The sequence below is a fragment of the Mycolicibacter virginiensis genome, from assembly GCF_022374935.2.
Classification (GTDB): Bacteria; Actinomycetota; Actinomycetes; order Mycobacteriales; family Mycobacteriaceae; genus Mycobacterium; species Mycobacterium virginiense.
This window is the reverse complement of record NZ_CP092430.2, coordinates 1,691,754-1,716,702: the sequence shown is the minus strand read 5'-3', so window position 1 is coordinate 1,716,702 and position 24,949 is coordinate 1,691,754. Positions and strand designations below refer to the sequence as shown.

Here is a 24,949-nt window from a genome sequence, read left to right as displayed (position 1 = left end):
GCTTACCCTGACGCCGGTACCGCCGCGCCCACTGCCGCCACGTCACTCAACGGCGGCACCCGGGTGGCCCGCACGTAGACGGTGTCCCCCTCGGCCAGCGCGAGCGCTTCGGCGTCACCGCGGGTGATCTGGGCGGTGAACGGCACTCCAGTGGCGGCATTGGTGAGCTCGACTCGCACCTCGAAGCCCAGCGCCACCACCCGGTCGACGGTGGCACGCAGCACACCGACCCCGTCGGCGCCGTCTACGGTCGCCGCGGACACCGCCATGTCGGGGGTGCGCCCGACCCGGATGTCGTGCGGACGGACCAGGGCCCCGTTGAGCGAGGACACCGCGCCCAAGAACGACATGACGAACGCGTTCGCCGGAGCGTCGTAGACCTCGGTCGGGGTGCCGAGCTGCTCGATGCGGCCCTGATTCAGCACCGCGATCCGGTCTGCGACGTCCAGCGCCTCGGCCTGGTCGTGGGTGACCAGCACCGTGGTGACGTGCACCTCGTCGTGCAGGCGACGCAGCCAGGCCCGCAGGTCTTCCCGGACCTTGGCGTCCAGCGCCCCGAACGGCTCGTCGAGCAGCAGCACCTGCGGGTCCACGGCAAGAGCCCGTGCCAGGGCCATCCGCTGACGCTGACCGCCGGACAGCTGGTTGGGATAGCGGGTCTGGAAACCGCTGAGCCCCACCACTTCCAGCAGGTTGTCTACCTTGTCCTTGATCTCTGCCTTGGGCCGCTTGCGGATCTTGAGCCCGAACGCCACGTTGTCGCGCACCGTCATGTGCTTGAACGCCGCGTAGTGCTGGAAGACGAATCCGATGCCGCGCCGCTGCGGCGGCACACCGGTGACGTCGACGCCATTAATGGTGACCGTTCCGCTGTCCGGGTGGTCCAGGCCGGCGATGGCGCGTAGCAGCGTCGACTTACCCGAGCCGCTGGGGCCGAGCAGCGCCGTCAACGAACCGGACGGGACCGCGAAGTCGACGTTATCCAACGCGACGAAGTCGCCGTAGCGCTTGTTCGCCCCGCGCACCGTGATTGCGTTGCTCATTTGTCTCCCTTTCCGGCCCGAACGTCGAGCACCACCTGAACGATCAAGACCAACACCGACACAGTCATCAACAGCGTGGACAAGGCGTAGGCGCCGTATTCGGCGCCGCGGTTGTAACGGTCAGACACCAGCAGCGTCAGCGTCTGGGACTTTCCGGGCAGATTGGACGACACGATCAACACCGCGCCGTACTCACCGAGGGTGCGCGCCACCGTGAGCACGATCCCGTACGTCAGCCCCCAACGGATCGACGGCAGCGTGATCCGCCAGAACGTCTGCCACCAGCTCGAACCCAGCGTGGCCGACGCTTCTTCCATATCGGTGCCCAGTTCGTGCAGCACCGGTTCGACTTCCCGGATCACGAACGGCAGCGTGACGAAGATGCTGGCCAGCACGATGCCGGGCAGACCGAAGATGATTTTGAAACCCCAGTCGTTCTCGACGAAGCCCAACAACCCCGCAGATCCCCACAGCACGACCAGCGCCACACCCACGATCACCGGAGAAACCGCGAACGGCAGGTCGATGATCGCCTGCAGCACGCCCTTGCCGCGGAACTTATTGCGCGCCAATACCAATGCTGTAGGAATACCGAAAATGACGTTCAGTGGCACCACGATCGCCACCACCAGCAGCGACAGCTGCAGCGCGGAGATGGCAGCCGGCGTGGAGATGTAGTCGAAGAACTGCCCTAACCCGGGTTCGAAGCTGCGCCACAGGATCAGCGACACCGGGACGATCAACAGCAGCCCGATGTAGGCCACCGCCAGGAACCGGAACAGATAGCGGAATTTCCGTGTCGACGTCATGTCAGGACCTCTCCTGCCGCTTGCTCACGCGCGATCCCAGCACCCGCAATGCGAGCAGCACCAGGAACGACACCCCGAGCAACACCAACGAGATCGCCGCCGCACCGGTCCGGTCGTCGTTCTCGATCAGCGTGCGGATCCACTGCGAGGAAACCTCGGTCTTACCGGGCACTGCGCCACCGATCAACACCACCGAGCCGAACTCGCCGATCGCCCGCGAGAACGCCAGTCCCGCCCCCGTCAACAGTGCCGGGGTCAGCGCGGGCAGCACCACGGCGCGGAAGATAGTCAGCCCGGAGGCACCCAGCGACGCGGCCGCTTCCTCGACCTCCCGGTCGATCTCCAGCAGCACCGGTTGCACGGATCGCACCACGAAGGGCAGCGTGACGAACGCCAGCGCCAGGCCGACGCCCCAGGCGGTGTGCTGCAGGTGCACGTGCACCGGGCTGGCAGGACCGTAGAGCGCCAGCATCACCAGGCTCGCGACGATGGTGGGCAACGCGAACGGCAGATCGATGATCACATCGATGAAGCGCTTGCCAAAGAAGTCGTCGCGCACCAGAACCCACGCGATCAACAGACCAAACACCAGGTTGAGTACGGTGACCCCGGCTGCGATCGTCAGCGTCACCCGGAACGACTGCAGTGCGGCGTGCGAGGTGACCGCCAGTTGGAACGCCCGCCATCCGCCGCCACCGGCCTGCCATGCGATCGCGGCCAGCGGCGCCAACACGATCAGCGACAGCCACACCGTGGCGGCACCGACGCGCAGCGACACCCCTTCACGTCGGAACCTCGAGTGGTCCCCGCCCTCGCCGGCGCGAGTCTCCGCGCTGACCAGTGCCGCGCTCATCCGGTAACCCGGGTGTAGATCTTGGTGATGGCGCCGCTCGACTTGTCGAAGAGGGAGTTGTCGACAACCTCCCACCCGCCGAGGTCGGCGATGGTCCACAGTTTGTCCGGGTCCGGGAACGCGTGGCGGAATTCGTCGGCGATGCTCGGGTCGGCCGGACGGAACCCGGCTTCGGCCCAGAGGCGTTGCGCCGCTGCCGTGTACTGGAAATTCTTGAAAGCGGTGACGGTGTCCAGGTGGCGACTGGAGGTCACCACGGCCAACGGGTTCTCGATCTTGAAGGTCTGCGACGGGTTGACGTGCTCCACCGGCTTGCCCTTGCGCTCGACCGCGATCGCCTCGTTCTCGTAGCTGATCAGCACGTCGCCGCTGCCCTGCAGGAACACGTCGGTGGCCTCACGACCGGAGCCCGGGCGCAGCTTGAAATGGTCACTGACCAGCTGCTCGATAAAGTCCAGTCCGGCCTGCGGGTTCTTGCCGCCCTCGCTCTTGACGGCATACGGAGCCAGCAGATTCCATTTGGCCGATCCAGAGCTCAGCGGGCTGGGGCTGATCACCTCGACCCCGGGCCGCAACAGGTCGTCCCAGCCGTTGATGTGCTTGGGGTTGCCCTGCCGGACTACCAAGGTCACCACCGAACCGAACGGGATACCCCTGGTGACATCGGCGTTCCAGTCCTCGGCGACCTTGCCGGCCTTCACCAATCGGGTGACGTCGGGTTCCACCGAGAAGTTCACGATGTCAGCGGGTTTGCCGCTGGCGACTCCGCGGGACTGATCGCCCGATGCGCCGTAGGAGGTGACGACCTGAACGTCGGCGCCCGCCTCAGTGTTGTAGAAGGCCGGGATCACCTTGCTCCAACCCGGTTCGGGAACCGCGTAGGCCACCAGCGTCAGGGTGGTGTGCGCCTCAGAGCGCTCACCACCTCCGACGACATCGCTGGGTCCGCCGCCACACCCGGCGAGTGTGGTGACTGCCATGGCGGCGGCCAGTGCCAGCGCGATGCTGCGCGCGATGGTATTGGGCATTGATGACCTTTCCGGGCGAATCCGTTTAGACGTCGGCAAGAATGCTTGTCCGTCGGATCGCGAAAGGCGTTCGATTCAAAGAACGTGCGTCAAAAAAGACGACACCGGTACGCCGACGGGTGCGGTATCAGCGACAACAGTGCAGGTCGGCCACAGCGGAAGTGATCACGGCGAGCTTCGGGAACGCCAAAAACTGGCGCTGCCGGTCACCGGTCGCTGCGAACATGCGGGGAAGCATAACAGAGGCCGGCGCGCGCAACCCCGGCCCGGTTCGGCGGGTCTAGCTGGTCAGCGCGTCAGCAGCCAGGTGACGATCACCAGCACAATTAGGCTGACCAGCACCAGCGTCACCTGCGAACGAGGCATCAGCGGGCCCCACCGTCACGACCGTGCCGGACACGCTCCTGCACCCGTATTCCCTCCCCCAGTACCGCGTCCAACACCGAGGCCAAGCCGTAGGCCAGCAACAACACCACCGGCATCACCACCGCGGTCTGTACCACGAAGCCGAGGCCGGACAGCCACAGCTCGACACCGTCCCACCAGCTCAGAAAGCCCACCACCCGGATAACCTTAGCCGCGATCGCAAGCGCGGCGAAGCCGGGCGAAGCGGATCGCCGCGATCGCAAGCGCGGCGAAGCCGGGCGAAGCGGATCGCCGCCATCGGCACAGCCGCGATCGCAAGCGCGGCGAAGCCGGGCGAAGCGGGTCGTTGCCGTTACCCCTGGCGGGCCGCCGGCCGAAGCCAATATCGACCGATCCGGGTGGACGCGCGCCATGTCGCCAGAGATGATGACGGAATGGACCTGCACACCCCGCCGGGCGATGCACCCGCCAAGACCGCCCCTGACGTCACCACTCCGGCCGGAGGCACCAACACCGCTGCCCCGACGCCACCGCCCCTATCGGCGACTGCCCCGGTGCCGTATGCGGCGACACAAAGCCAGGTCCGCAATCCGTTTCCCCCGATCGCCGACTACGCGTTTCTCTCGGATTGCGAGAACACCTGCCTGATCTCGGCGGCAGGCTCGGTGGAGTGGATGTGCCTGCCGCGCCCGGACTCCCCCAGCGTTTTCGGTGCCCTGTTGGACCGCAGCGCCGGACATTTTCGGCTCGGGCCCTACGGGGTGTCGGTGCCCGCGGCCCGGCGCTACCTGCCCGGCAGCCCGATCATGGAAACCACCTGGCAGACCCACACCGGCTGGCTGATCGTGCGGGACGCGCTGGTGATGGGTAAGTGGCACGACATCGACGCGCGGTCGCAGACGCACCGGCGGACCCCCACCGATTGGGACGCCGAGCACATCCTGCTGCGCACGGTGCGTTGCGTCAGTGGCACCGTCGAGCTGACCATGAGCTGCGAGCCGGCATTCGACTATCACCGCACCAGCGCCACGTGGGAATACTCGGCCAATGCCTATGGCGAGGCAATCGCGCGGGCCCGACAGAATCCGGATGCCCACCCGACCCTGCGCCTGACGACGAATCTGCGGCTGGGCCTGGAGGGCCGTGAAGCCCGAGCCCGCACCCGACTGACCGAGGGCGACGACGTCTTCGTGGCCTTGAGCTGGTCGAAACACCCTGCGCCGCAAAGCTATGCCGAGGCCGCGGACAAGATGTGGAACACCACCGAGTGCTGGCGGCAGTGGATCAATATCGGAAACTTCCCCGACCATCCGTGGCGCTCGTATCTGCAGCGCAGCGCGCTGACGCTGAAGGGCCTGACCTACTCACCGACCGGGGCACTGCTGGCTGCGCCCACGACCTCGTTGCCGGAAACGCCTCAGGGCGAACGGAATTGGGACTATCGGTACAGCTGGGTACGCGATTCGGCGTTCACCCTGTGGGGCCTGTACACGCTGGGCCTGGACCGCGAGGCCGACGACTTCTTCTCGTTCATCGCCGACGTTTCCGGCGTCAACAACGGGCAGCAACACCCGCTGCAAGTGATGTACGGCGTCGGCGGGGAGCACGAACTGGTGGAGCAGGAGCTGGACCACCTGTCCGGCTACGACAACGCCCGTCCGGTGCGGATCGGCAATGGCGCCTACAACCAGCAACAGCACGACATCTGGGGCACCATGCTGGACTCGGTCTACCTGCACGCGAAGTCTCGTGAGCAGATCCCAGAGACCCTGTGGCCGGTGCTGAAACGTCAAGTGGAAGAGGCGATCAAGCACTGGCGCGAACCCGACCGAGGCATCTGGGAGGTGCGCGGCGAACCGCAGCACTTCACCTCGTCGAAGGTGATGTGCTGGGTGGCGCTGGACCGCGGGTCGAAACTGGCGGAGCTGCAGGGCGCGGTCTCCTACGCCAAGCAGTGGCGGGCGATCGCCGAGGAGATCAAGGCTGACGTGCTGGCCAACGGAGTGGATTCCCGCGGCGTGCTGACCCAGACCTACGGCAGCACGGCGCTGGACGCGTCATTGCTGCTGGTGGTGCTCACCCGGTTCCTGCCGGCCGACGATCCACGAGTGCGCGCCACCGTCATGGCGATCGCCGAAGAACTCACCGAAGACGGCCTGGTGCTGCGCTACCGCACCGAAGAGACTGACGACGGACTGTCCGGCGCCGAGGGCACCTTCACCATCTGCTCGTTCTGGCTGGTCTCGGCACTGGTCGAGATCGGCGAAGTGAGCCGGGCCAAGCATCTGTGCGAGCGGCTGCTGTCGTTCGCCAGCCCGTTGCATCTCTACGCCGAGGAGATCGAGCCCCGCACCGGCCGGCACTTGGGCAACTTCCCGCAGGCCTTCACCCACCTGGCGCTGATCAACGCGGTCGTCCACGTGATTCGGGCTGAGGAGGAGGCCGACTCCACCGGTGGTTTCCAGCCCGCGAACGCCCCTATGTAGGGCTTTCGCTTCGCCGAGTGTGACGCCAGCTTCACGCTCGGCCGGGGTCAGCCGCTGAGGTTGCGGACCTTGTCCAGCATCGCCCGAGCCAGGTCGGCGGCCGTGGAGTCGCCGGCGGGCGGCGCACCGGAGTGGTCATCGTCCTCGACGAACCAAAACACATCGACGTCGACGACGCAGTTCACCCGCGCCGCGAGCGCCCGCGAAACCCGTAGTCCCGCTTCACCGTCCACACTGGTGCGCACAGTGGCCACCATTACCGCGTCCTGGTTGGCGACGTCGGTGATCTCACCGCTGGCCTCGCTGTCAGTCCCGCTGTCCCGCGTCACCACTACCCCGTCACAGCTGCCCCACTGCTGAGCGAACTTCTCGAAGAGCGCGTCGGCGTCTGCGGCACTGTCCAGTGCGATGACCGCCTCGCCCACCCCGGTCAGCGGCGAGTCGTCGCTGGAGCTGTCCCAGAACTCATGGGCGGCGTCGCGAACCCGGGCGGCACTGTAGACACTGCGCTGACCGCCAACCGCTGCGCCGACACAGTCTTGTGGATCGGCTGACTCCCACGCGTCGGGTAGCTCGTCGAGACCGCCGAACCGCGGCGGGATGGAGGGGTCGCTGCGGAAGGGCTGGCCGGTCAGCTTCGACAGCTCAGAGTCATCGAGCAATACCTGCCGGACCGCCATCCCGGTCACGGGCGTGGGCGCCAATCCGGGTGCGGGCCGGACGGTTCCGGAGACCACCGTGGTACACCCGCTGGCCAGCAGCACGACCGCCACCGCGCCCGCCGCGATCGTGCCTGCCCGCGAGGTCACTACTTCTTAGCCTTGTCTCCGGCAGGACCCGCACTATCGGTCGACAGCGCCGCGACGAATGCCTCCTGCGGCACATCGACACGGCCGATGGTCTTCATCCGCTTCTTGCCCTCTTTCTGCTTTTCCAGCAGCTTGCGCTTGCGGGTGATGTCACCGCCGTAGCACTTGGACAACACGTCCTTGCGGATGGCCCGAATGTTTTCGCGGGCAATGATTCTCGAGCCGATCGCTGCCTGCACCGGCACTTCGAACTGCTGGCGCGGGATCAGCTCCTTGAGCTTGGTGGTCATCTTGTTGCCGTAGGCCGAGGCCGAATCCTTGTGGACGATCGCACTGAACGCGTCCACCGCCTCGCCCTGCAGCAGAATGTCGACCTTGACCAAGTCGGCCTCCTGCTCGCCGGCTTCCTCGTAGTCCAAGCTCGCGTAGCCGCGAGTGCGCGACTTCAGCGAGTCGAAGAAGTCGAAGATGATCTCACCCAACGGCAACGTGTAGCGCAGTTCGACCCGCTCTTCAGAGAGGTAGTCCATGCCGCCGAGCTCCCCACGCCGGGACTGGCAGAGCTCCATGATGGTGCCGACGAACTCACTCGGCGCGATCACGGTGGTCTTGACGACCGGCTCGTAGACGGTGCGGATCTTGCCCTCCGGCCAGTCAGACGGGTTGGTCACCACGATCTCGTCGGACTCGCCGCCTTTGCCTTCTTTGATCACCCGGTAGACGACGTTGGGGGCAGTGGAGATCAGGTCGAGGTTGAACTCGCGTTCCAGGCGCTCCCGGGTGATCTCCATGTGCAGCAAGCCCAGGAAGCCGCACCGGAAACCGAAGCCCAGCGCCACCGAGGTTTCCGGCTCGTAGGTCAGGGCAGCATCGTTGAGCTGGAGTTTGTCCAGCGCCTCGCGCAGGTTCGGGTAGTCCGACCCGTCCACCGGGTACAGCCCGGAATAGACCATCGGCTTGGGCTCGCGGTATCCGGTCAGCGCCTCGGTGGCGCCGTTGCGTGCGGAGGTGACGGTGTCACCCACCTTGGATTGGCGCACGTCCTTCACACCGGTGATCAGGTAACCCACCTCGCCGACGCCAAGCCCCTTGGTGGCCTTGGGTTCCGGGGAGACGATGCCGACTTCCAGCAGCTCGTGAGTGGCACCGGTGGACATCATGGCGATCTTCTCGCGCGGGGTGATCTTGCCGTCGACGACGCGGACATAGGTGACCACTCCGCGATAGATGTCGTAGACCGAGTCGAAGATCATCGCCCGCGCGGGCGCGTCGGCATCGCCGGTGGGAGCCGGCACCTGCTTGACCACTTCGTCGAGCAGTTCGGCCACGCCTTCGCCGGTCTTGCCCGACACCTTCAGCACGTCTTCGGGCTCACAGCCGATGATGTGGGCCAGTTCGCCGGCGTAGCGCTCGGGGTCGGCAGCGGGCAGGTCGATCTTGTTGAGCACCGGAATGATGGTCAGATCACGGTCGAGCGCCAGGTACAGGTTGGCCAGGGTCTGCGCCTCGATGCCCTGGGCGGCGTCGACCAGCAGGATGGCGCCCTCGCAGGCCTCCAGCGCACGCGAAACCTCGTAGGTGAAGTCGACGTGTCCGGGCGTGTCGATCAGATGCAGCACGTAGTCGCCGGCGGGAGCACCGTTGCGCGCTTCCTTGACCGTCCAGGGCAGCCGGACGTTCTGCGCCTTGATGGTGATGCCGCGTTCCCGCTCGATGTCCATCCGGTCCAAGTACTGGGCCCGCATCGATCGGTCGTCGACGACGCCGGTGAGCTGCAACATCCGGTCGGCCAAGGTGGACTTGCCATGGTCGATGTGGGCGATGATGCAGAAGTTCCGTATCTGCGCCGGCGCGGTGAAGGTCTGGTCGGCGAAACTGCTGATGGGAATCTCCTGGTGAACGGGGGGCGGTAGTGCCTTGTGCCTAGTCAGGGTAGCGAGGCGGAGGCTTCAAAACGAAACCCCCGGAGACCCATGGCGGGTTCACATGGTCGTCGCAACACTCTCGATTGAGAGGTTGCGGCGACCATGTCGTTTTTGGAGGACTGTGCGCGGTTCGGTGACCAGCTAGCGAAGTTGGTCGATGCTGGGGTTCCGGTTAAGGAGGCTGCGGTCGCGGTCGGCCTGTCCCGTGACCGGTGCTATGCGATTCTGCGGGCCATCGGCCGGCCGGCCGGGCAGGCCCGGGGTCCTGGCAAGCGTGGTGATCAGCGTGGGGTTGCCGATCGGGACATCATCGTGGCCGTATTCGACAAGACGGGCTCGATCAATCAGGCGGCAAAAGCCTGTCGGGTATCGCATTCGGTGGCGCGTCGAATATTGGTCGTCGAGGGTCTGGTCACCACCGAGAAGATCCCGCCGAAGGGCAAGGACGAGGCCAAACGTCGTTGCATGGAGCTGCTCGCGGCCGGCTGGTCAACCGCGCAGGCAGCTCGTGAGGTCGGTGTGAACGTACGGACCGCGCGGGACTGGCGCCAGGGGATTCGCCACGTCAACAACACGCGGATCTATCCCGATGGCCGGGTCGTGGACTACAACCACGGCACCGTCTACAAACAGCCTGTGACCAGTGTGACCTGCGATGACACCGGGCCGCCGGCGATTGACGGCCGGTATCTGTCGATCGAGGATCGGGTAGCGATCGCCGAGGGCCTGCTCGGGAGGGATTCGCTGCGGGCGATCGCCGACCGGATCGGCAAGAACGTCTCCACCGTCTCGCGGGAGGTCCGCAGACACAGCATTGATGGCCGATACCTGCCGTATCAGGCCGATCGTGTGGCAGTGGCGGCCCGGGCGCGGCCCAAGGGGTTCAAACTGGTGGTGAACACGGTCCTGCGGGAGGCGGTCGAGGAAGGCTTATCGCGCAAGCTCTCACCGGAGCAGATCTCGCGCCGCCTGCGCCGGGATCATCCCGACGACGAGAGCATGTGGGTGAGCCACGAAACGATCTACCAGGCCCTCTACTTCCAGGCCCGAGGTGGCTTGAAACGAGAAGTGCAGCAAGCACTTCGGACCGGACGAACGAGACGTAAACCGCACCGCAAAGACGGCGAACGCTATCAGCGGTTCACCGACCCGATGGTGATGATCAGCGACCGCCCCGCCGAAGTCGAAGACCGTGCGATCCCCGGGCATTGGGAAGGCGATCTGATCACCGGGGAGAAGAACCAGACCGCGATCGGCACCCTCGTCGAGCGAACGACGCGCTACACGATGCTGCTGCACCTACCGGGCGGGCATGACGCCGAGACCGTGCGCGATGCACTGATCGCAACTATGAGCACCCTGCCGGCACATCTGCGGGGGTCACTGACCTGGGACCAAGGCGCCGAGATGGCCGGGCACAAGCAGTTCAGCATGGCCACCGACATGGCCGTCTATTTCTGCGATCCGGCCAGCCCCTGGCAGCGTGGCAGCAACGAGAACACCAACGGACTGCTGCGGCAGTACTTCCCCAAAGGAACCGACCTGAGCATCTACGGACCCGAAGACCTCGAACACGTCGCCCAAGAGCTCAACAGCCGCCCACGCAAAACGCTCGGCTGGGATACCCCAGCCGAGCGCCTGCGTGATCTACTACTGGCCAACTAACCAGCAGTGTTGCGACGACCCCTAGAAACCGCCCATCTCCGGGGGTTTGCGTTTCCGAGCGACAATTACAGGTCAATCGCCAAGTAACCGCCGATGTCAGCCATGCCGGCCTGGAAGAAGAGGGCGGCGTCCTCCCAGGCACTTTCGCCGGCCAGACCTGCGGTGATCGCGGCGTCGGATCCGAACAGGTAGTCGGCCGCGTTCTCGACGTCGATCTGGTCGCCGCCGTTGAGGATCGCAAACAACAGCACGTTGTTGCCGTCGATGAACTCGGTCAGCGCGCCGTTGAGCAGGCTGTAGGCACCCGGATCGGAGGAGATCTCATTCTCCCAGTTGACGCCGTAGAGCAGCGTCCCCAAGGTGGCGTTCACGTCGTCTTTGTCGATAGTCAGGAAGGGCTGGGCAGCTGAGGCGTCGATGACCTTGTCCGCGACGCCGGCCAAAGTGGCCTGCGACTCGAAGAGGAAGTTCATCGACTGAATCTCACTGGCCAGCACCGCACTGAAGTCGAAGCCGGTCGAGTCGTCGGCCGCCGCCAACGGCGCCAACGCAAGTCCGATACCAGCGGCGAAGCTGCCAAGCACGCCGATTTTCCGCATGTCCATTCCCCCCAAATGCCCTTCATACTCACTGCCCGGCGGTCGGTTTCCCCACCCCCGCCGGCGGCTCCCCCCAGCACCTTTGCTGTAAGCCGGATTAAATCTAACAAAGACCTGTGATCAATACAAGTGAATGTTCACTTGCGCTTCGGCTTTCTTGGGTTCTTCACCTATCTTCCCCCAACTTGGATCAGGTTTGTGCACGTCAGAGCGTTCCTAATGTCACAGGCTGCGCCTCCGATATACAGCATTGGATGAGACGGAGGTCTTCAAGTGAACGACTGGCCTGACGGTGCCGCAGCAAGACGAAACCCCCGGAGACCATCCTCGGGGGGTTTCGCTTCGGGCTGCGGCTAGGAGTCGAAGATGCCGAAGTAGCCCATCAGGTCACCCCAGGCGAAGCTGGGGTAGTTAGCGGCCTCTTCCCAGCCACTTCCGGCGGAGTTGGCGATGTCCATCGCGCTGTTGCCGCCGAACAGGTCGCCGCTGTCCCAGTCGAGCACAGCGCCGTTGTTCATCATCGCGTACAGCAGCGAGTTGATGCTGTCGTCGAACGGGACCATGGCGCCGTTGAAGACGCTGTAGGCACCCGGATCGGTGGCCAGCCCCGCCATTGTCGGGTTCAGTCCGTAGACGAGGAAGTCGAACAGGGTCTTGCCATCGTCCTGCACCGTCGGGATGTCCGCCGGCTTGATGATCTCGAAACCCTGCGGGCCCATGGTCACGTCCGTGGAGGGAACGCCCGCCAGGAATGCGTCGGTCCCGAACAGAAAGTTCATCGACGCGACCTCGCTGCTCACGAGGGGCGCCAACGGGTCGGTGTCGGCCGAGGCCAACGGCGCCAATACAAACGCCGCGCCGGCGGCGAAGCCACCAACGACGACGATTTTGCGCATGTTCATGTTCAATGCCTTTCGCGATGTCTCTCTTTCGGCGGTAGTCCGCCCCAGGCTGCATCTCTGCGGACAACACAAGTGGCACTTCAGTTTTCGTACAGGTTCCTGTGTCTTTGGTTTACGGTCGCGTCAAGCAAGCACTGCCGTTGCCGCGGCGTCGCGGCGGCCAAGAAACCGGTGCCCGGAACGGCTTTCGCCTATGCTTCGAGCATGGCTTCCCCGCGGAAGACCCCATGGGAGTCGGTGCAGCGATTCGCGGAGAACCTGGTGTTCAACGAAGCCCCACGGTTCATCCGCCAACTCGAGCAGGCGCCGCAGGTACAGCAGCGCATCCAGCGCGGCATCGAGCAGGGCATCAAGATCGGCCTGGAGATGCTCAGCGGCGCATCATCGGCGCCCACTACGGAAATCGCCGCCGGGCGTCCTGTGACCGACAGCAGTGTTCCCACCGCGCACCGGGCACGCCGGCTCGTCTACGCCCCCGATCTCAACGGTCGCGCCGACCCGGGCGAGATCGTCTGGACCTGGGTGGCCTACGAGGATGAGCCAGACCGCGGGAAGGACCGCCCGGTATTGGTCGTCGGCCGCGACCGCAACATGCTGCTTGGCCTGATGCTGTCCAGCAGGCAACGGCATGCCGAGGACACGAACTGGGTCGGCATCGGCGCGGGTACCTGGGATGACGCTCACCGGGTCAGCTGGGTGCGGCTCGACCGGGTGCTCGACGTGCCCGAGGAATCCATCCGGCGCGAAGGCGCGATCCTGGAGCGTTCGGTGTTCGAGGTGGTGGCCGCCCGGCTGCGCAGCGACTATGCCTGGAGCTGACGCCGCGACCGGCTAGCCCTGGGCGATGTAGTCGCGCAGTTGCTCGTGCTCGGCCTGCAGCTCTTCCATCCGGGACTTGACGATGTCGCCGATGCTGACGATCCCGGCCAGTCGGCCGTTTTCCAGCACCGGTATGTGACGCGCGCGGTGCTCGGTCATCAACATGCTGACATCGTCGGCGGAGTCGGACTTGGCGCAGGTCGCCACCAGGCGGGTCATGATGGCCGAGACCGGCCGAGCCAGCAGACTGGCGCCGTGGACGTGCAGCTGGCGTACCACGTCACGCTCGGAGGCCACCCCCTCCAGACCCTCACGCCCGATCACCACCATGGCGCCGATGTTGTGCTCAGCTAAGCCCGCCAGCAACTCCATGACCGTGGCATCCGGATGGATGGTCACCACCGCCGCACCCTTGTTCCGCAATACATCCGCGATCCGCATTGAAGCCTCCCGCCGCAGTGATCTGCTTCACACCAGGCTAGGCCATTTCACGCCGGTCCGGGGTGGCGATAACGAAACTCAGCCGATCGCATAGCGCACGGCCGACATCTGTGGCATATGTGACGTCATGACGATTGAGATCACCCTGCTGGGCACCGGAAGCCCGATCCCGGACCCGAATCGTGCCGGCCCGTCGACCCTGATCCGAGCCGGGGGCCAGCAACTGCTGGTCGACTGCGGACGGGGGGTGCTCCAGCGTTTGGCAGCGGTGGGTGGCTCTGCCAACACCCTCTCGGCACTGTTACTCACCCACCTGCACAGCGATCACATCGCCGACCTGGGGGATCTGCTGATCACCCGATGGGTCACCACCTTCACCCCCGACGCCCCGCCCCTGCCGATCATCGGACCACCGGGCACCGCAGAGGTAGTGGAGGCGACCTTGCGCGCCTTCGGTCACGACATCGGCTACCGCATCGCCCACCACGACGATCTGACCGCCCCTCCCCCAGTCGACGTGCAGGAATACACCACCGGCCAGGTCTGGGACCACGACCGGGTGCGGATCACCGTGGCGCCCACCGACCACCGGCCGGTGACACCGACCATCGGATTCCGGATCGAGCACTCCGACGACGACGGGACCGCCTCGGTGGTGATGGCCGGCGACACCGTGCCCTGCGACAGCCTCGACGAGTTGGCGGCCGGAGCCGGTGCGTTGGTGCACACCGTCATCCGCAGCGACCTCATCGAGTTGCTGCCCCAGCAGCGCATCCGCGATATCTGTGACTACCACTCCTCGGTGGCTCAGGCTGCCGCGACCGCCAAACGGGCCGGGGCGGGCATTCTGGTGCTGACCCACTATGTGCCCGCCATCGCGCCCGGGCAGGAAGAGCAATGGCGGGCGCTGGCCGCCGCGGAGTTCGACGGGCCGATCGAACTCGGCAACGACCTGCATCGAGTCGAGGTGACCGCCCGCGGCTGAGGCGAGTTGGGGAGTTACCGAACCAGCTGGTACCCTGAACAGCTGTTGCTCCCGCTTCGGGAGGCAAACCCAACTCAAGCTTTTGCGAAGGAATTACTCCGTGGCCAACATCAAGTCGCAGGTGAAGCGCAACCGGACCAACGAGCAAGCCCGGCTGCGCAACCAGTCGGTGAAGTCGGCGGTGCGCACCGCGATCCGTGCCTTCCGCGAGGCCGCCGCAGCCGGCGACAAGGACAAGGCCGGCGAGCTGCTGGTCTCGACCAGCCGCAAGCTGGACAAGGCCGCCACCAAGGGCGTCATCCACAAGAACCAGGCCGCTAACAAGAAGTCGGCGCTGGCGAAGGCGCTCAACCAGCTCTGACCTAGCGGATTGCCCGCAAGCGTAGGCCCCTGATTCCACTGGCGAACAGGGGCCTTCGTGTTGCCTGGGTCAGCGGTCGGCCAACTCGGCGACCCCGCGGACCGCGGCCTCCAATGCGTAGTCGGCGTCGGCAGCGGCGCCCTTGACGTCGGCGTTGAGGCCGGCCACCAGCCGCACCGCGGCCGCCATCGTCCCCGGCGACCAAAACCGGGCCTGCTTCTGTGCCTTTTGCACCCGCCAGGGCGGCATGCCCAATTCGCCGGCCAGCCGGTAGGGATCACCAGACTTGGACCGCACCCGGGCGATGGTGTGAATCGCCTCGGCCAGGGCGTCGGCCAGCACCACGTGCGGTTCGCCACGAATCATCGCCCAGCGCAGCGCCTCGGTGGCACCGGCGACGTCGCCGACGACCGCCCGATCGGCGACGTCGAACCCTTTCACCTCGGCTTTGCCGCTGTGATAGCGGCGCACCGCGATGGCGTCAACATGCCCGCCGGTATCGGCGACCAGCTGCGAACACGCCGAGGCCAGTTCCCGGATATCGGAGCCCACCGCGTCGAGCAATGCCGTCACCGTGTCGTCGTCGACGCGGGCCTTGAGCCCGCGGAACTCGGCGCGCACAAAGTCGGAGCGTTCTGAGGCCTTGGTGATGCGGGCGCAGGCGTGCACCTCGGCGCCGAGTTCCCGCAGCTTCCCCGCCAGTGCCTTGGCCCGCCCCGCACCGGAGTGCACCACGACCAGTACGGTGCCCAGCGGAATATCAGCGGCCGTTGCTTCGATCAGCGTCACGGCGTCCTTGCCGGCTTCGGCTGCGGCCTCGAGCACCACCACCCGTTCGTCGGCGAACAGCGACGGGCTCAGCAGCTCCGCGAGTTCACCCGCCGCCACCTCACCGGCGCGCAACCGATCCACCGGGATGTCGGTGCTGCCGGCCTGCGCCCGCACCCCGGCAAGCACCTGACCAACGGCCCGTTCGACCAGCAGCTCCTCGTCCCCGAGGATCAGATGCAGTGGCGAAACCGATTGGCTCACCCGCCAATCGTGTCACGCTGCGCCGACACCCGCCCAGCCGGTCAACACCTGCGCGGCCGACCACGCCAGCAGGCATAGCCCCGACGCGGCCAGCACCCGGCGGCACCACTGCCATCGCCAACAAATCACCACCAGGACTGCGGCGGCGCCCACCCCGACGACCCCCGCGGGGCCGTCCGGCACCGGCACGGTCGCGGCCGGCAGTCCGCCGGCCCAGCGCGCGACGCGGCACACCCACCACAACTCCGGTCCGGTGAACCGGATCAATAGGTAGGCGCCTGCCGGCCACCACCCGCACAACACTGCCGCCGCGCTGCCCAGCACGGTGATCGGCGCGACCAGCGCCGCCACCGCCAGGTTTGCCACCGTACTGACCAGGCTGAGCCGCCCGGAGATCCCGGCGATCAACGGCGCGGTGACCAGGTTGGCCGCCCACGCCACGCAGACCGCGGCGGCCAGCGGTCGAGGCCACCCATGCGCCTCCAGCCGGGCCGTCCAGACCGGCGCGATGAGCACCAGCGCCGCGGTGGCCACCACCGACAGCGCGAACCCGACGTCGACCGCCAGGTGCGGGGCCAACGCCAGCAGCACCAGCACACTGGCCGCCAGACTCGGCACCGCCTGCCGGCTGCGCGCCGACAGCACCCCCAACAATGCGATGGCCCCCATCACCGCCGCCCGCAGCACACTGGCCGTGGGCTGCACGACGATCACGAACGCGACCAGGGCACCCCCGGCCAGCACCACGGCCGCCCGCGGCCCAACCAACCGCGCCGAAAACAGCACCGCACCGCAGACGATCGTCACGTTGGCCCCGGAGACCGCCATCAGATGCGTCAGCCCCGCGGCCCGAAAGTCTCGGCCGGTGGCGGCAGTGATCGCCGAGGTGTCACCTAGTAGGTTTCACCAATCATCTAGGAAGGGGTTTTGGGATGCTCGATGATTTAGACGACGTGATCTCTATCGAGGTTGCCGCCGTAGAGGCAGGTGTGGATTTGGCGACGTTCTTATCGTGGATGTGTGCCGCTGGGACCATCCTGGTCATCCCCGGCAGCGAGGATGGGCGGTGTGGCCGCAAGGTGGTTCGAGGGGTTGCCTATCACGTTCCGTCATGTGATTGCCGGTTTATCCCCAGCCCGCACCCCGACATCACGGAGTGCAAGTGAGTCGCGGTGTCGGTGGCTGGTGTGACGCTGCTGGCGTGGTTCTCACTACTGGACAGCGCGTGCGTTACGTCGGGTTATCGGGGCAGGTTGACGGTTTGACTGGTCGGGTATCCCGTGTTTGTAAGGGGTATATCAAAGTCAAGCTCGATAACGGGTTGGTCGAGAATTACCACCCTCACGATGTCCGGGTGGTGTCCCGATGATGCGAGTTCTAGTTATCGCAGCGGTATTGACCGGCGGCGCGGCGTCCGCGCCTACCGCAGCCGCCGACCCGATTCCCGCGCTGTGTTTCGATGACCGGTTGTGTAGCGATGACTTCGGTTCCGCTACCTATTGCCCGGACACGGGCAGGTGGGTCGGGCCGTTCGCCGCGTGCGACGCTTTGGTAACTGGCGGTTACAGACCCGGTGGCCAGAGACCTAACCAGAGTAGCTGGGACGTGGACGATGGTTAACGGCAGTCTATGACGTTTGTCACACTCAGGGTTGATTCCCACCTTTTTGCGAAAAGTTACACGTATATACCATGGGAGGGGTAAACAAGATTATGGACCTATCCAAGTGGATTCGCGCTGTTTCCGAATACTACGGCGACAGTGATCCTCACACCCTTGTAGGTCGGCAGGTTGTCCGAGCCCTGGAAGCCGGTACGCCTATCGACGGTGACGATCCCCTATTGCGCCACCTGGTGCGTGACGGATTCCTCCGTGAGGAATGGCTTGCAGTTAGCGGCGCGCCTGATGCGGATATATGGCTTCCGTACTTCACTATCCCGTAGTGAGCTTGATCACAATATAGGGTGCTTTCGGGGGTAAACGTAAAAATACTCACCCATATACCATGGGAGGGGTAAGCCGCTAGGCCCATCCCCGACCAGTGACTTCGGTCACAGTATGAGGTGGTTTCCAACTTTTGGTTAAAAGTGCGACGTATATACCATGGGAGGGGTAAAGAGCTACGCGCTCATACCTTCATAGATTTCAACACCGCAGTTTTGGCGAACTCCGGCGGTGTTGTGGGTAGAGGTTAGTAGGGTTGACTCTGCCTTGTTGGCCTGCGGCGGTCCCTAGACTCCCGCCGTAGGTTCAATTTTTTAAACTCACCAAGCCGTTAGTAACGGGCGTCAGTGGCGTCCACAGTTCAACCGATCCGTCAGCGGCGGATCACGCAAGGAAAATAATGGCTCACCCTCGATGCGCGCGGCACGATGTAACCGCCCGTCGCAACGGTCAGTGTTTGGCCTGCGCCCGCGAGCGGCAGCGTCGGTTTCGTCAGAGACGGAACGAAGCCTACGCACTGGTTCAGGCAATGCAGAAAACTCTTAGCGCGGCTTAGCCCGCTAATTCAAACGTAGAGCAACGTAATCGGCTCTGCGGTATGTCCTATCCAAAAGGTTAGGAAAATCCCCCTAGATTGATTCTAGGGCTGTTTATGGCGCTCCGGTGGTGCCATGGGAGGTAGAAAAATGGCAGTTGATCTAAATGAGCTAGACCCTGAGACGATTATCTATATCGCTCAGTTGCGCAGGGAGTCCGCAAGATTCCGAGTTGAGCGGAACGCGGCCCGCGAAGAACTCGCGGCGGTAATCGCCGAGCGCGATGAGGCGAGGGTTATCGGGCTTAGCCTGGTGGAGCAGATCGAAGCATTGCAGGCAAAATGAGCCGGCCTTTGCAGGTGGTGGAAAACACTGTACCCATCTGCCCGGAATGCGGCGAGTTGGAATGCGACTGCGCCGAGCTGATACAGCGCGGCGTTGATCCTGAGGATACGCGGGGCTTTAACCCTGTTCGGTGGTCGCAGGCGATCCGAGCCGAACGGCCCATTCGTCTCGATCCCCGGTCGGGAGCTTTGTGGTCATACTCCGGCGGTGTTTGGTCAGAGGATCGCAATGTTGTAGCCGACACCCTGCCGCTGAGGATGGGTAAGACTTACCGCCGCAATAAGCACTTGGGCACAGTCACCGACCGTCTCCGTGCTGAGTTAAAGCACGGGGAGCAGTTCATTTACCCGGATCGGCCAGATGACCGCTTTGTGTCGCTGCCCGTGGGCCTGTTCGACTTCACCAACGGCGAGGTTGTTCCGCACGATCCCGACCTGCTGGTTACCTATCAGCTCGATGTTGATCCGACGTTCTCGGCGGATACACCAGAGTTCGACAGGTTCTTGGCCGATGTGCTCCACCCCGGCGACATCGACCGGGTGCTCGACATCCTGGCCTACCTCCTGAGGCCCGGTAACCCGCTACAACGTGCGGTGATGCTTACCGGTACAGGTAGGAACGGTAAGAGTGTGCTGCTCAATCTCATCGAGGCAATCGCTGGTCGGCAGAGTATGGCAGCGGTTCCGCTTCAGCGACTCAGTACCCGGTTTGCCGCCGCACGCCTCTATGCCAAGGCTATAAATCTGGTCGGTGAAATTGACGGCGGGCATTTAGATAGTACCGGTGCTTTTAAGCAAATGACCGGCGGTGACCTAGTGGAGATGGACGTAAAGCACGCACAGGCTTATGCCGCGCACGTCTGGGCCGTGCCGGTTTTCTCGGCCAACCAGATTCCAACGTCGTCGGACACGTCCGAGGGTTACCTACGGCGGTGGGAAATTATCGAGTTCCCCAACACGTTTGACGGCTCTGATACCACCATCGAGGCTCGGCTGTTCTCAGAGCGGGCCGCTATCGCAGGCAAGCTTCTGCGCCGCGCCGCCGCCACCGGTTTCACCATCCGACGCTCAACACCGGGTGATGCTGCAAGGGAGGCATTCGCCACTCGCTCCGATCCTGTCCGGGCATGGCTGGCCGATGGGGAGACGCTGCCGGTGGGTTTCACACCACGTACGCGTACGTACGACTGTTACAAATTGTGGATCGAAGACGGCAACGGCAAGCAGGCTTTGACCCGGAACAAGTTCTACGAACGGGTAGCCGCTGTGCTCGGTCCAGCAAAGAAAAACCGCGAGGGCACTTACGGATGGGATTTTCCCTCTAGGCCGTGAAAGTTGCCGTCATCTGGCTAGAAGTTGCCGTCATTTAGGGCAAAGTTGCCGTCAAACTGCCGTCACCTAAAAATCTATAACCGCAGGTCACTAGTGGTAGGACTCTAAAATGACGGCAATTACGGCAACTTTCTAGAAAAAGTCTCTTATATGTAGGGCTTGTAGCCCGCGTCAGCGCCTATGCCCTCTAGCAAACTTTTTCAGCCTGCGCGAAGCGCACCTATCCCCCGAGTCGAGCTTGACGAGCGAGGGCACTAACCACCCTCCCCCGAGCACCGCGAGGGATCTAACCAACCTTTTGAATGGAGTCTATAGATGAACTACATATCTGATCTGATTGGCAGTCTTGAATCCGGCTTCGGTCGCCGCGTCGAGTGGGAGGTCTCCCACGACGACATCGAACTACCCAAACCGATGACCGTGTTGGACGTTCTCGCCGGTTTCAACAACTCGTATGTCGAGGTGTTGTGATGGCGCACAACGACAGCACGGCACCGTGGGCTAAATCCCGCGATGAGCGTTTCGCAGAGTTTGTAAAGCGCACCGAGAACTTAAACGCCGCTATCGAGGCGGACGGCGATGAGCCGTGGCATAAAGGTGACTTGCAGGCTCGCCGTGAATTGTGGGACCGGCGTTTCCGCCGTCCCGAACCTACTAAAGGCTTGTCTATTCCGAGTATCCAGGGGTCGAATTGAGTAACGAAACTATTCCATCTGATGTCATTACACCCGAAGATGGTGAAAACCCGTCAGAATTGAATCTAGACACCAATACGGACGTTTCCCCCGGTGAGCCTAGGCCGAATCGTGAGGCCCGGTATCGGGTGGAGCGCAACGAGGCTCAGGCGATGGTCCGGGAACTTCAGCGCCGGGACGCTGAACGGCTCGCCGCGAAGGGACTGAGCGAGCCAGCTGACTTGTTCACGTTGGGCGGTATCGAACTCGATGAGCTGTTGGACGATTCGGGGTTTGTTGACCCCGACAAAGTGTCTGCGGTGGTCTCCGACATTCTCGGTTCTCGTCCAGGTCTGAGGTTGGCTGACGTTGCTGTTGACCGCTCCCAAGGTTTTGGCGCATCCGCCGTTAAGGCCAGTCCGACGTGGGGCAACTTGTTGAGGGATCGCCCGGTGGCTTCATAGCCACCCCTAGTTTTCCGCTGGACCCCGGTCTGTGGCTGGGTCTGGCCTGCGCCAGCGGCGCACCTGTGGCACTCGTCTGTGGCGGTGTCAATCCAATTCATCGAAGCCATCCGGCTAGACCGGGTGGCTTTTTTCATCGCTAGGCAACGGGGTTGCCGACGCTCTAGGCGTCGGGGCTTCGCTCCTAGCCGTGTCCTTAGGAGGACAAATTGAGCACTACACGTGCTGATCTGGCAGCCGCTTGGTTGCCCGAGGATTACGGCGACCTCGTTAATCTCGCTGTTCAGGCTAAGTCGATCGCCGCTAACGCTGCGACGTTCTTGGCGACCAACCGGGCGAAACTGAGTGTCCCGGTGTGGAAGTCCGATCCCGGTGTCGGCTGGTACGATGAATTAGATGTCATCGCCGAAGCTGATGGCAACGCGGATGAGGTCACGGTTATCCCGACCAAAACTGCCGGCCTCACCTTGGTTGGCAACGAGTCGGTCGGTGACACCGATCCGGCCATCGCTGACCGTATCGGGCAGGCTCTTGCCAATCAGATCGCCAGGTCTGTCGACCAGGCATTCTTTGCCAATACCACCGCTAAGGGTCCGAACGGCCTGCTGTCGCTGGGCTACTCCGTGGTTGGTACCGGTGGTTCTGTGACCAACCTGGATGCTTTTGTCAGCGCCCGCTACAAGGCGCTGGCGCACGGCTCAACGCTTACCGCGTGGGTGGTCTCGCCGGAAACCGCTGAGACGTTGAGCAAGTTGAAGATTGCCACCGGCAGCAACCAACCGCTCTTGACTTTTGTTGACGACGGTATTCAGGTCTGTGGTCTGCCGGTGTTGGTCTCTGATCAGGTGGACTCTGGCACGGTCGCGTGGGGTATCCCTCGGGATCACGTGCTGTTCGTTCAGCGCAGCGGTACGGCTGTTGAGATGTTCCACAACGTCGCTCAGGATGGCCGGTGGATTCGGGCTACCTCCCGGATCGGTTTTGCGTTCGTCAACGAGCCTGGCGTGGTTCGTATCGTCAACGGCCCGATCACTTACTCGCTGAGTTTTGGTGGTGCAACCGGCGGTAACGCAACGGTGAGCCTCAACGGTCTCGGCCCATCTGTGACTATCGCCCACAACGCCAACGCGACTGCGGTTAAGTCTGCAATCGTCGGTATTGACGACGGCATCGTGGCCGATGACGTGACCGTTACCGGCTCTGCTGGTGAGTTCACCGTCTCAGTTCCGGGTGTGTTGACCATGGATGGTTCCGCGCTGACCGGTGGTACCGGCGCGTCGGTGACCCTGGCCTAGATTCCCAATCTGGCACGGGCAGGTGGGTCCGCTAACCCACCTGCCTGGCTAGGGGAGGTTCCCTAATTGGCTTATGCAGAAGTGGCCGATGTCGCTGCGCGACTTGGCAGAACACTTACAACCGATGAGCAATCCCAAGCGGAAATCTTGCTTGAAGATGTTGAGCTGGAGATCAGGCAGCGCATCCCCGACCTAGACGAGAAGGTCACCAACGGCGATCTTGATGAGTCGCTGGTGGTCCGGGTGGAGTCCACCGCTGTGAAACGGGTGATCCAAAACCCCGAGGGTTACACATCGGAAACCGATGGTGACTACACCTACCAGTTGAATTATCAACTGGCATCCGGCGAACTACAGATCACTACGCGCGAGTGGGGCTTGTTGGGCGTTGGGTCCGCGATGTTCGTGATTCATCCGAGAGTGCGGACACCGTTTGAACGTCGCCGGGTCGATCCCCGATTCGCGTTTCCGCTGTGACACAGGAGGTTTAGACGTGTCTCTGCTAGATCGCGGTGCCCAGTACGAACCGGTGATTGTTTATCCCGAAGTGTTCACCGAAGACATCGACGGCAACCCGAAGACGATGCCGGCCACGGTTGGAATCCCAACCACCGCACGATTCCAGGTGATGAACCAGACGGGCACGTCAGCTCGTAGGGCTGAGCAGTCCGACACCGGCTTTGAATCTGAGGAGGTCTACTCGATGAGGTTTACCAGGGCATTCAACCGGTCTCACGGGTTGCTCGGTCTTCAATCTCAAGTGGATTGGAACGGTGATCGTTGGGCTGTGTTCGGGTACGGCAACCGACACAACTGTTCCCCTCGTACCGCCCGGTTTGTCTACACGATCAAGCGGTCATAGTGCCCCATTTACCAAGGGTTTTCAGTGTGGTGGCACCGATCCTCAGAGCCGAGTTCCCCGACTGCCAAGTGGTTTCGTGGGTGCCCAATGTCAGCCACCGGAAGTTTCCACTCATCCAGTTGCGCAGATCCGGCGGTGTCCGTCACCGGACTGAGCCGACGCTGTTGGGTACGCCGATTGTTGAGCTGACCGTCCACTCCAAGGACGGGCTACCCGAGGCTGAAGAACTCTACGAGGATGTGCTGGAAGTTCTCTACGACGTGGTGCGGCGTCAGACCGTGACGCCTGCCGGTTACCTGCATTCGATCTTTGAGAGGTCGGGCAGTACGCAGGTCAGCTCCCCTTTCCAGGATGCGTGGGCAGTCCAGGGTTTAGTGCAGTTTGGGGTTCGTCCTCCACGTACCCGCGTACTGCTTAGCCCTGCGGCCTAGCCCTCGCACTGGCAGGTCAGCCAGTGCCTTGTGTGGTCGTCGGGGCAGAGGGTGTCTCGTGTGTTTGCTAGTGCCCCTCGCCTGTGCAGTGTGGCCGCTGCGCTCTTGCTGCGTCACCGCACTGCGTGCGGGCAGCACGTCAGAGTATTAGCAGTTCAGAGGGGTGGGGGTATCACCCCTCCCCCCGCATCCCGACCGGGCCGTTATGCGGCGACGACATCCTGTGTGGTTTAAAACGTCGTTGCCGATGGTTCTGAGTGTTTGCTGGCTTACCTAGTCAGCAGTGCCGCAGCATCGTCGTAGGATTCGTAGCACGTCAGACCCGCTGGGTGGGTCTCACCGTCTACGGCCATATGCGCTGTGACGGCAACAAGTGGTTCCACCTTGTTCCGTACCAGTAAGGTTTCGAGGTCTCTATGTGCCACGAATCCGTCCGGGCGTTGCTCAACTGTCCAACCGTGTTGCTCTGCAAGTTCTCTCAACGTCTCGATATTCACGTGAGCAGCTAAGCACCTGATGCTCGTTGATGTGCCCGATTCCGGTCAGCTCGTCGTCATCGTCGTCAACGGGCGGCTTGGGTGGCGGTGATTTCTTACGCTTAGCAGGTCTGACCCTGCCGTCCTCGCTGATTACCTTTTCAACTGTCGGATTTCCGACAGTTGCCACGTCTTCGGCAATAGTCGAGTGATGTGTTCCAGTCACGGCGGCGATGTTCCGAGTAGACATCCCGTGCCCGCGAAGGACTTCTACCACCGCCCTCGTGGATGGTGATGGTTTTGTGCTCAGGTGCTTCAAGTGAAGCACCTCGATCCCGTAGGACTGTAGTAGCTCCGCTACCACTTCGCACTATTTCATTTTTTCGACTAGATATTTTCTGATTTCCGCTAGGCAGCTTCGGAGCTGCCGACGCAAAAGGCGCAGGTCAACCGACCGTGCGCCCGCTG

Annotated in this window: 25 protein-coding genes and 1 pseudogene; 14 read left to right on the top strand and 12 right to left on the bottom strand. The window is 63.5% G+C overall.

What is annotated here, in order from left to right; genetic code table 11:
• Positions 1 to 2: 2 nt before the first annotated feature.
• The 5 genes from MJO54_RS08410 to MJO54_RS08390 all read right to left on the bottom strand — a co-directional run bounded on the left by MJO54_RS08410 (position 3) and on the right by MJO54_RS08390 (position 4,296).
• A complete protein-coding gene (locus MJO54_RS08410) occupies positions 3 to 1,043 on the bottom strand; it encodes a sulfate/molybdate ABC transporter ATP-binding protein (RefSeq protein ID WP_046283736.1) in 1,041 nt (346 codons plus the stop codon).
• On the bottom strand, positions 1,040 to 1,852 hold the full coding sequence (gene cysW, locus MJO54_RS08405; protein WP_046283737.1) for a sulfate ABC transporter permease subunit CysW: 813 nt from the start codon (positions 1,850 to 1,852) through the stop codon (positions 1,040 to 1,042). The genes MJO54_RS08410 and cysW overlap by 4 nt, the downstream gene beginning before the upstream one ends.
• Position 1,853: 1 nt before the next feature.
• Entirely contained in the window at positions 1,854 to 2,705 is an 852-nt protein-coding gene (gene cysT, locus MJO54_RS08400) for a sulfate ABC transporter permease subunit CysT (protein WP_046283738.1), read from the bottom strand.
• Positions 2,702 to 3,685, bottom strand: coding sequence for an extracellular solute-binding protein (locus MJO54_RS08395; protein WP_233428536.1), 984 nt, complete (start codon positions 3,683 to 3,685; stop codon positions 2,702 to 2,704). The genes cysT and MJO54_RS08395 overlap by 4 nt, the downstream gene beginning before the upstream one ends.
• 413 nt (positions 3,686 to 4,098) lie before the next feature.
• The gene (locus tag MJO54_RS08390) at positions 4,099 to 4,296 is read right to left on the bottom strand and encodes a hypothetical protein (RefSeq protein ID WP_046283740.1); all 198 of its coding nucleotides are present in this window, start codon (positions 4,294 to 4,296) and stop codon (positions 4,099 to 4,101) included.
• Positions 4,297 to 4,533: 237 nt separating this feature from the next.
• Between MJO54_RS08390 and MJO54_RS08385 the strand changes: the two genes are divergently transcribed.
• Positions 4,534 to 6,585, top strand: coding sequence for a glycoside hydrolase family 15 protein (locus MJO54_RS08385; RefSeq protein WP_046283741.1), 2,052 nt, complete (start codon positions 4,534 to 4,536; stop codon positions 6,583 to 6,585).
• A 47-nt stretch (positions 6,586 to 6,632) separates the two neighbouring features.
• Here the strand turns inward: MJO54_RS08385 and MJO54_RS08380 are convergent, their stop codons facing one another.
• Positions 6,633 to 7,394, bottom strand: a complete 762-nt coding sequence (locus MJO54_RS08380) for a sensor domain-containing protein (protein WP_052741144.1) — start codon at positions 7,392 to 7,394, stop codon at positions 6,633 to 6,635.
• Entirely contained in the window at positions 7,394 to 9,325 is a 1,932-nt protein-coding gene (lepA, locus tag MJO54_RS08375) for a translation elongation factor 4 (protein ID WP_046283742.1), read from the bottom strand. The genes MJO54_RS08380 and lepA overlap by 1 nt, the downstream gene beginning before the upstream one ends.
• 459 nt (positions 9,326 to 9,784) lie before the next feature.
• Here lepA and MJO54_RS08370 point away from each other — a divergent pair, with 459 nt between their 5' ends.
• A complete protein-coding gene (locus MJO54_RS08370) occupies positions 9,785 to 10,984 on the top strand; it encodes an IS30 family transposase (RefSeq protein WP_240175953.1) in 1,200 nt (399 codons plus the stop codon).
• Between the two features lie 65 nt (positions 10,985 to 11,049).
• Here the strand turns inward: MJO54_RS08370 and MJO54_RS08365 are convergent, their stop codons facing one another.
• Positions 11,050 to 11,583, bottom strand: coding sequence for a hypothetical protein (locus MJO54_RS08365; RefSeq protein WP_233428527.1), 534 nt, complete (start codon positions 11,581 to 11,583; stop codon positions 11,050 to 11,052).
• A 353-nt stretch (positions 11,584 to 11,936) separates the two neighbouring features.
• On the bottom strand, positions 11,937 to 12,485 hold the full coding sequence (locus MJO54_RS08360) for a hypothetical protein (protein ID WP_046286534.1): 549 nt from the start codon (positions 12,483 to 12,485) through the stop codon (positions 11,937 to 11,939).
• A 204-nt stretch (positions 12,486 to 12,689) separates the two neighbouring features.
• Between MJO54_RS08360 and MJO54_RS08355 the strand changes: the two genes are divergently transcribed.
• Positions 12,690 to 13,304, top strand: a complete 615-nt coding sequence (locus MJO54_RS08355) for a type II toxin-antitoxin system PemK/MazF family toxin (RefSeq protein ID WP_046286533.1) — start codon at positions 12,690 to 12,692, stop codon at positions 13,302 to 13,304.
• A gap of 12 nt (positions 13,305 to 13,316) precedes the next feature.
• Here the strand turns inward: MJO54_RS08355 and MJO54_RS08350 are convergent, their stop codons facing one another.
• Positions 13,317 to 13,745 (bottom strand): CBS domain-containing protein, encoded by a 429-nt coding sequence (locus MJO54_RS08350; protein WP_046286532.1) that lies wholly within the window; start codon positions 13,743 to 13,745, stop codon positions 13,317 to 13,319.
• 127 nt (positions 13,746 to 13,872) lie between these two features.
• Between MJO54_RS08350 and MJO54_RS08345 the strand changes: the two genes are divergently transcribed.
• Together MJO54_RS08345 and rpsT are read left to right on the top strand one after the other, a co-directional pair.
• Complete coding sequence (locus tag MJO54_RS08345; protein WP_046286531.1) at positions 13,873 to 14,730, top strand: ribonuclease Z; 858 nt, start codon at positions 13,873 to 13,875, stop codon at positions 14,728 to 14,730.
• Between the two features lie 100 nt (positions 14,731 to 14,830).
• On the top strand, positions 14,831 to 15,091 hold the full coding sequence (rpsT, locus tag MJO54_RS08340; protein ID WP_046286530.1) for a 30S ribosomal protein S20: 261 nt from the start codon (positions 14,831 to 14,833) through the stop codon (positions 15,089 to 15,091).
• Between the two features lie 69 nt (positions 15,092 to 15,160).
• Here the strand turns inward: rpsT and holA are convergent, their stop codons facing one another.
• Together holA and MJO54_RS08330 are read right to left on the bottom strand one after the other, a co-directional pair.
• Positions 15,161 to 16,123: a DNA polymerase III subunit delta gene (gene holA, locus MJO54_RS08335; RefSeq protein ID WP_046286529.1), complete on the bottom strand. Its 963-nt coding sequence runs from the start codon at positions 16,121 to 16,123 to the stop codon at positions 15,161 to 15,163.
• 12 nt (positions 16,124 to 16,135) lie between these two features.
• Positions 16,136 to 17,023 (bottom strand): annotated as a pseudogene (locus MJO54_RS08330) (ComEC/Rec2 family competence protein); the annotation flags it as partial.
• A 1,730-nt stretch (positions 17,024 to 18,753) separates the two neighbouring features.
• Between MJO54_RS08330 and MJO54_RS08325 the strand changes: the two are divergent.
• From MJO54_RS08325 to MJO54_RS08285, 9 genes are all read left to right on the top strand, one after another.
• Positions 18,754 to 18,948: a hypothetical protein gene (locus MJO54_RS08325; protein WP_240175792.1), complete on the top strand. Its 195-nt coding sequence runs from the start codon at positions 18,754 to 18,756 to the stop codon at positions 18,946 to 18,948.
• Complete coding sequence (locus tag MJO54_RS08320) at positions 18,945 to 20,279, top strand: DNA primase family protein (RefSeq protein WP_240175791.1); 1,335 nt, start codon at positions 18,945 to 18,947, stop codon at positions 20,277 to 20,279. The genes MJO54_RS08325 and MJO54_RS08320 overlap by 4 nt, the downstream gene beginning before the upstream one ends.
• A 315-nt stretch (positions 20,280 to 20,594) precedes the next feature.
• Positions 20,595 to 20,750: a hypothetical protein gene (locus tag MJO54_RS08315; RefSeq protein ID WP_240175790.1), complete on the top strand. Its 156-nt coding sequence runs from the start codon at positions 20,595 to 20,597 to the stop codon at positions 20,748 to 20,750.
• A complete protein-coding gene (locus MJO54_RS08310) occupies positions 20,750 to 20,974 on the top strand; it encodes a hypothetical protein (protein WP_131810702.1) in 225 nt (74 codons plus the stop codon). The genes MJO54_RS08315 and MJO54_RS08310 overlap by 1 nt, the downstream gene beginning before the upstream one ends.
• Positions 20,971 to 21,417 carry a hypothetical protein gene (locus tag MJO54_RS08305; protein ID WP_240175789.1) on the top strand — a complete coding sequence of 149 codons (447 nt, stop codon included), beginning with the start codon at positions 20,971 to 20,973 and terminating at the stop codon, positions 21,415 to 21,417. Before MJO54_RS08310 ends, MJO54_RS08305 begins: the two co-directional genes overlap by 4 nt.
• A 209-nt stretch (positions 21,418 to 21,626) precedes the next feature.
• A complete protein-coding gene (locus tag MJO54_RS08300) occupies positions 21,627 to 22,712 on the top strand; it encodes a phage major capsid protein (RefSeq protein WP_240175788.1) in 1,086 nt (361 codons plus the stop codon).
• 66 nt (positions 22,713 to 22,778) lie between these two features.
• Positions 22,779 to 23,189 carry a Gp19/Gp15/Gp42 family protein gene (locus MJO54_RS08295; protein WP_240175787.1) on the top strand — a complete coding sequence of 137 codons (411 nt, stop codon included), beginning with the start codon at positions 22,779 to 22,781 and terminating at the stop codon, positions 23,187 to 23,189.
• Positions 23,190 to 23,205: 16 nt separating this feature from the next.
• Entirely contained in the window at positions 23,206 to 23,574 is a 369-nt protein-coding gene (locus tag MJO54_RS08290) for a hypothetical protein (protein ID WP_240175786.1), read from the top strand.
• Positions 23,574 to 24,005, top strand: coding sequence for a phage tail termination protein (locus MJO54_RS08285; protein WP_491562444.1), 432 nt, complete (start codon positions 23,574 to 23,576; stop codon positions 24,003 to 24,005). Before MJO54_RS08290 ends, MJO54_RS08285 begins: the two co-directional genes overlap by 1 nt.
• The last annotated feature ends 944 nt before the right edge of the window (positions 24,006 to 24,949 follow it).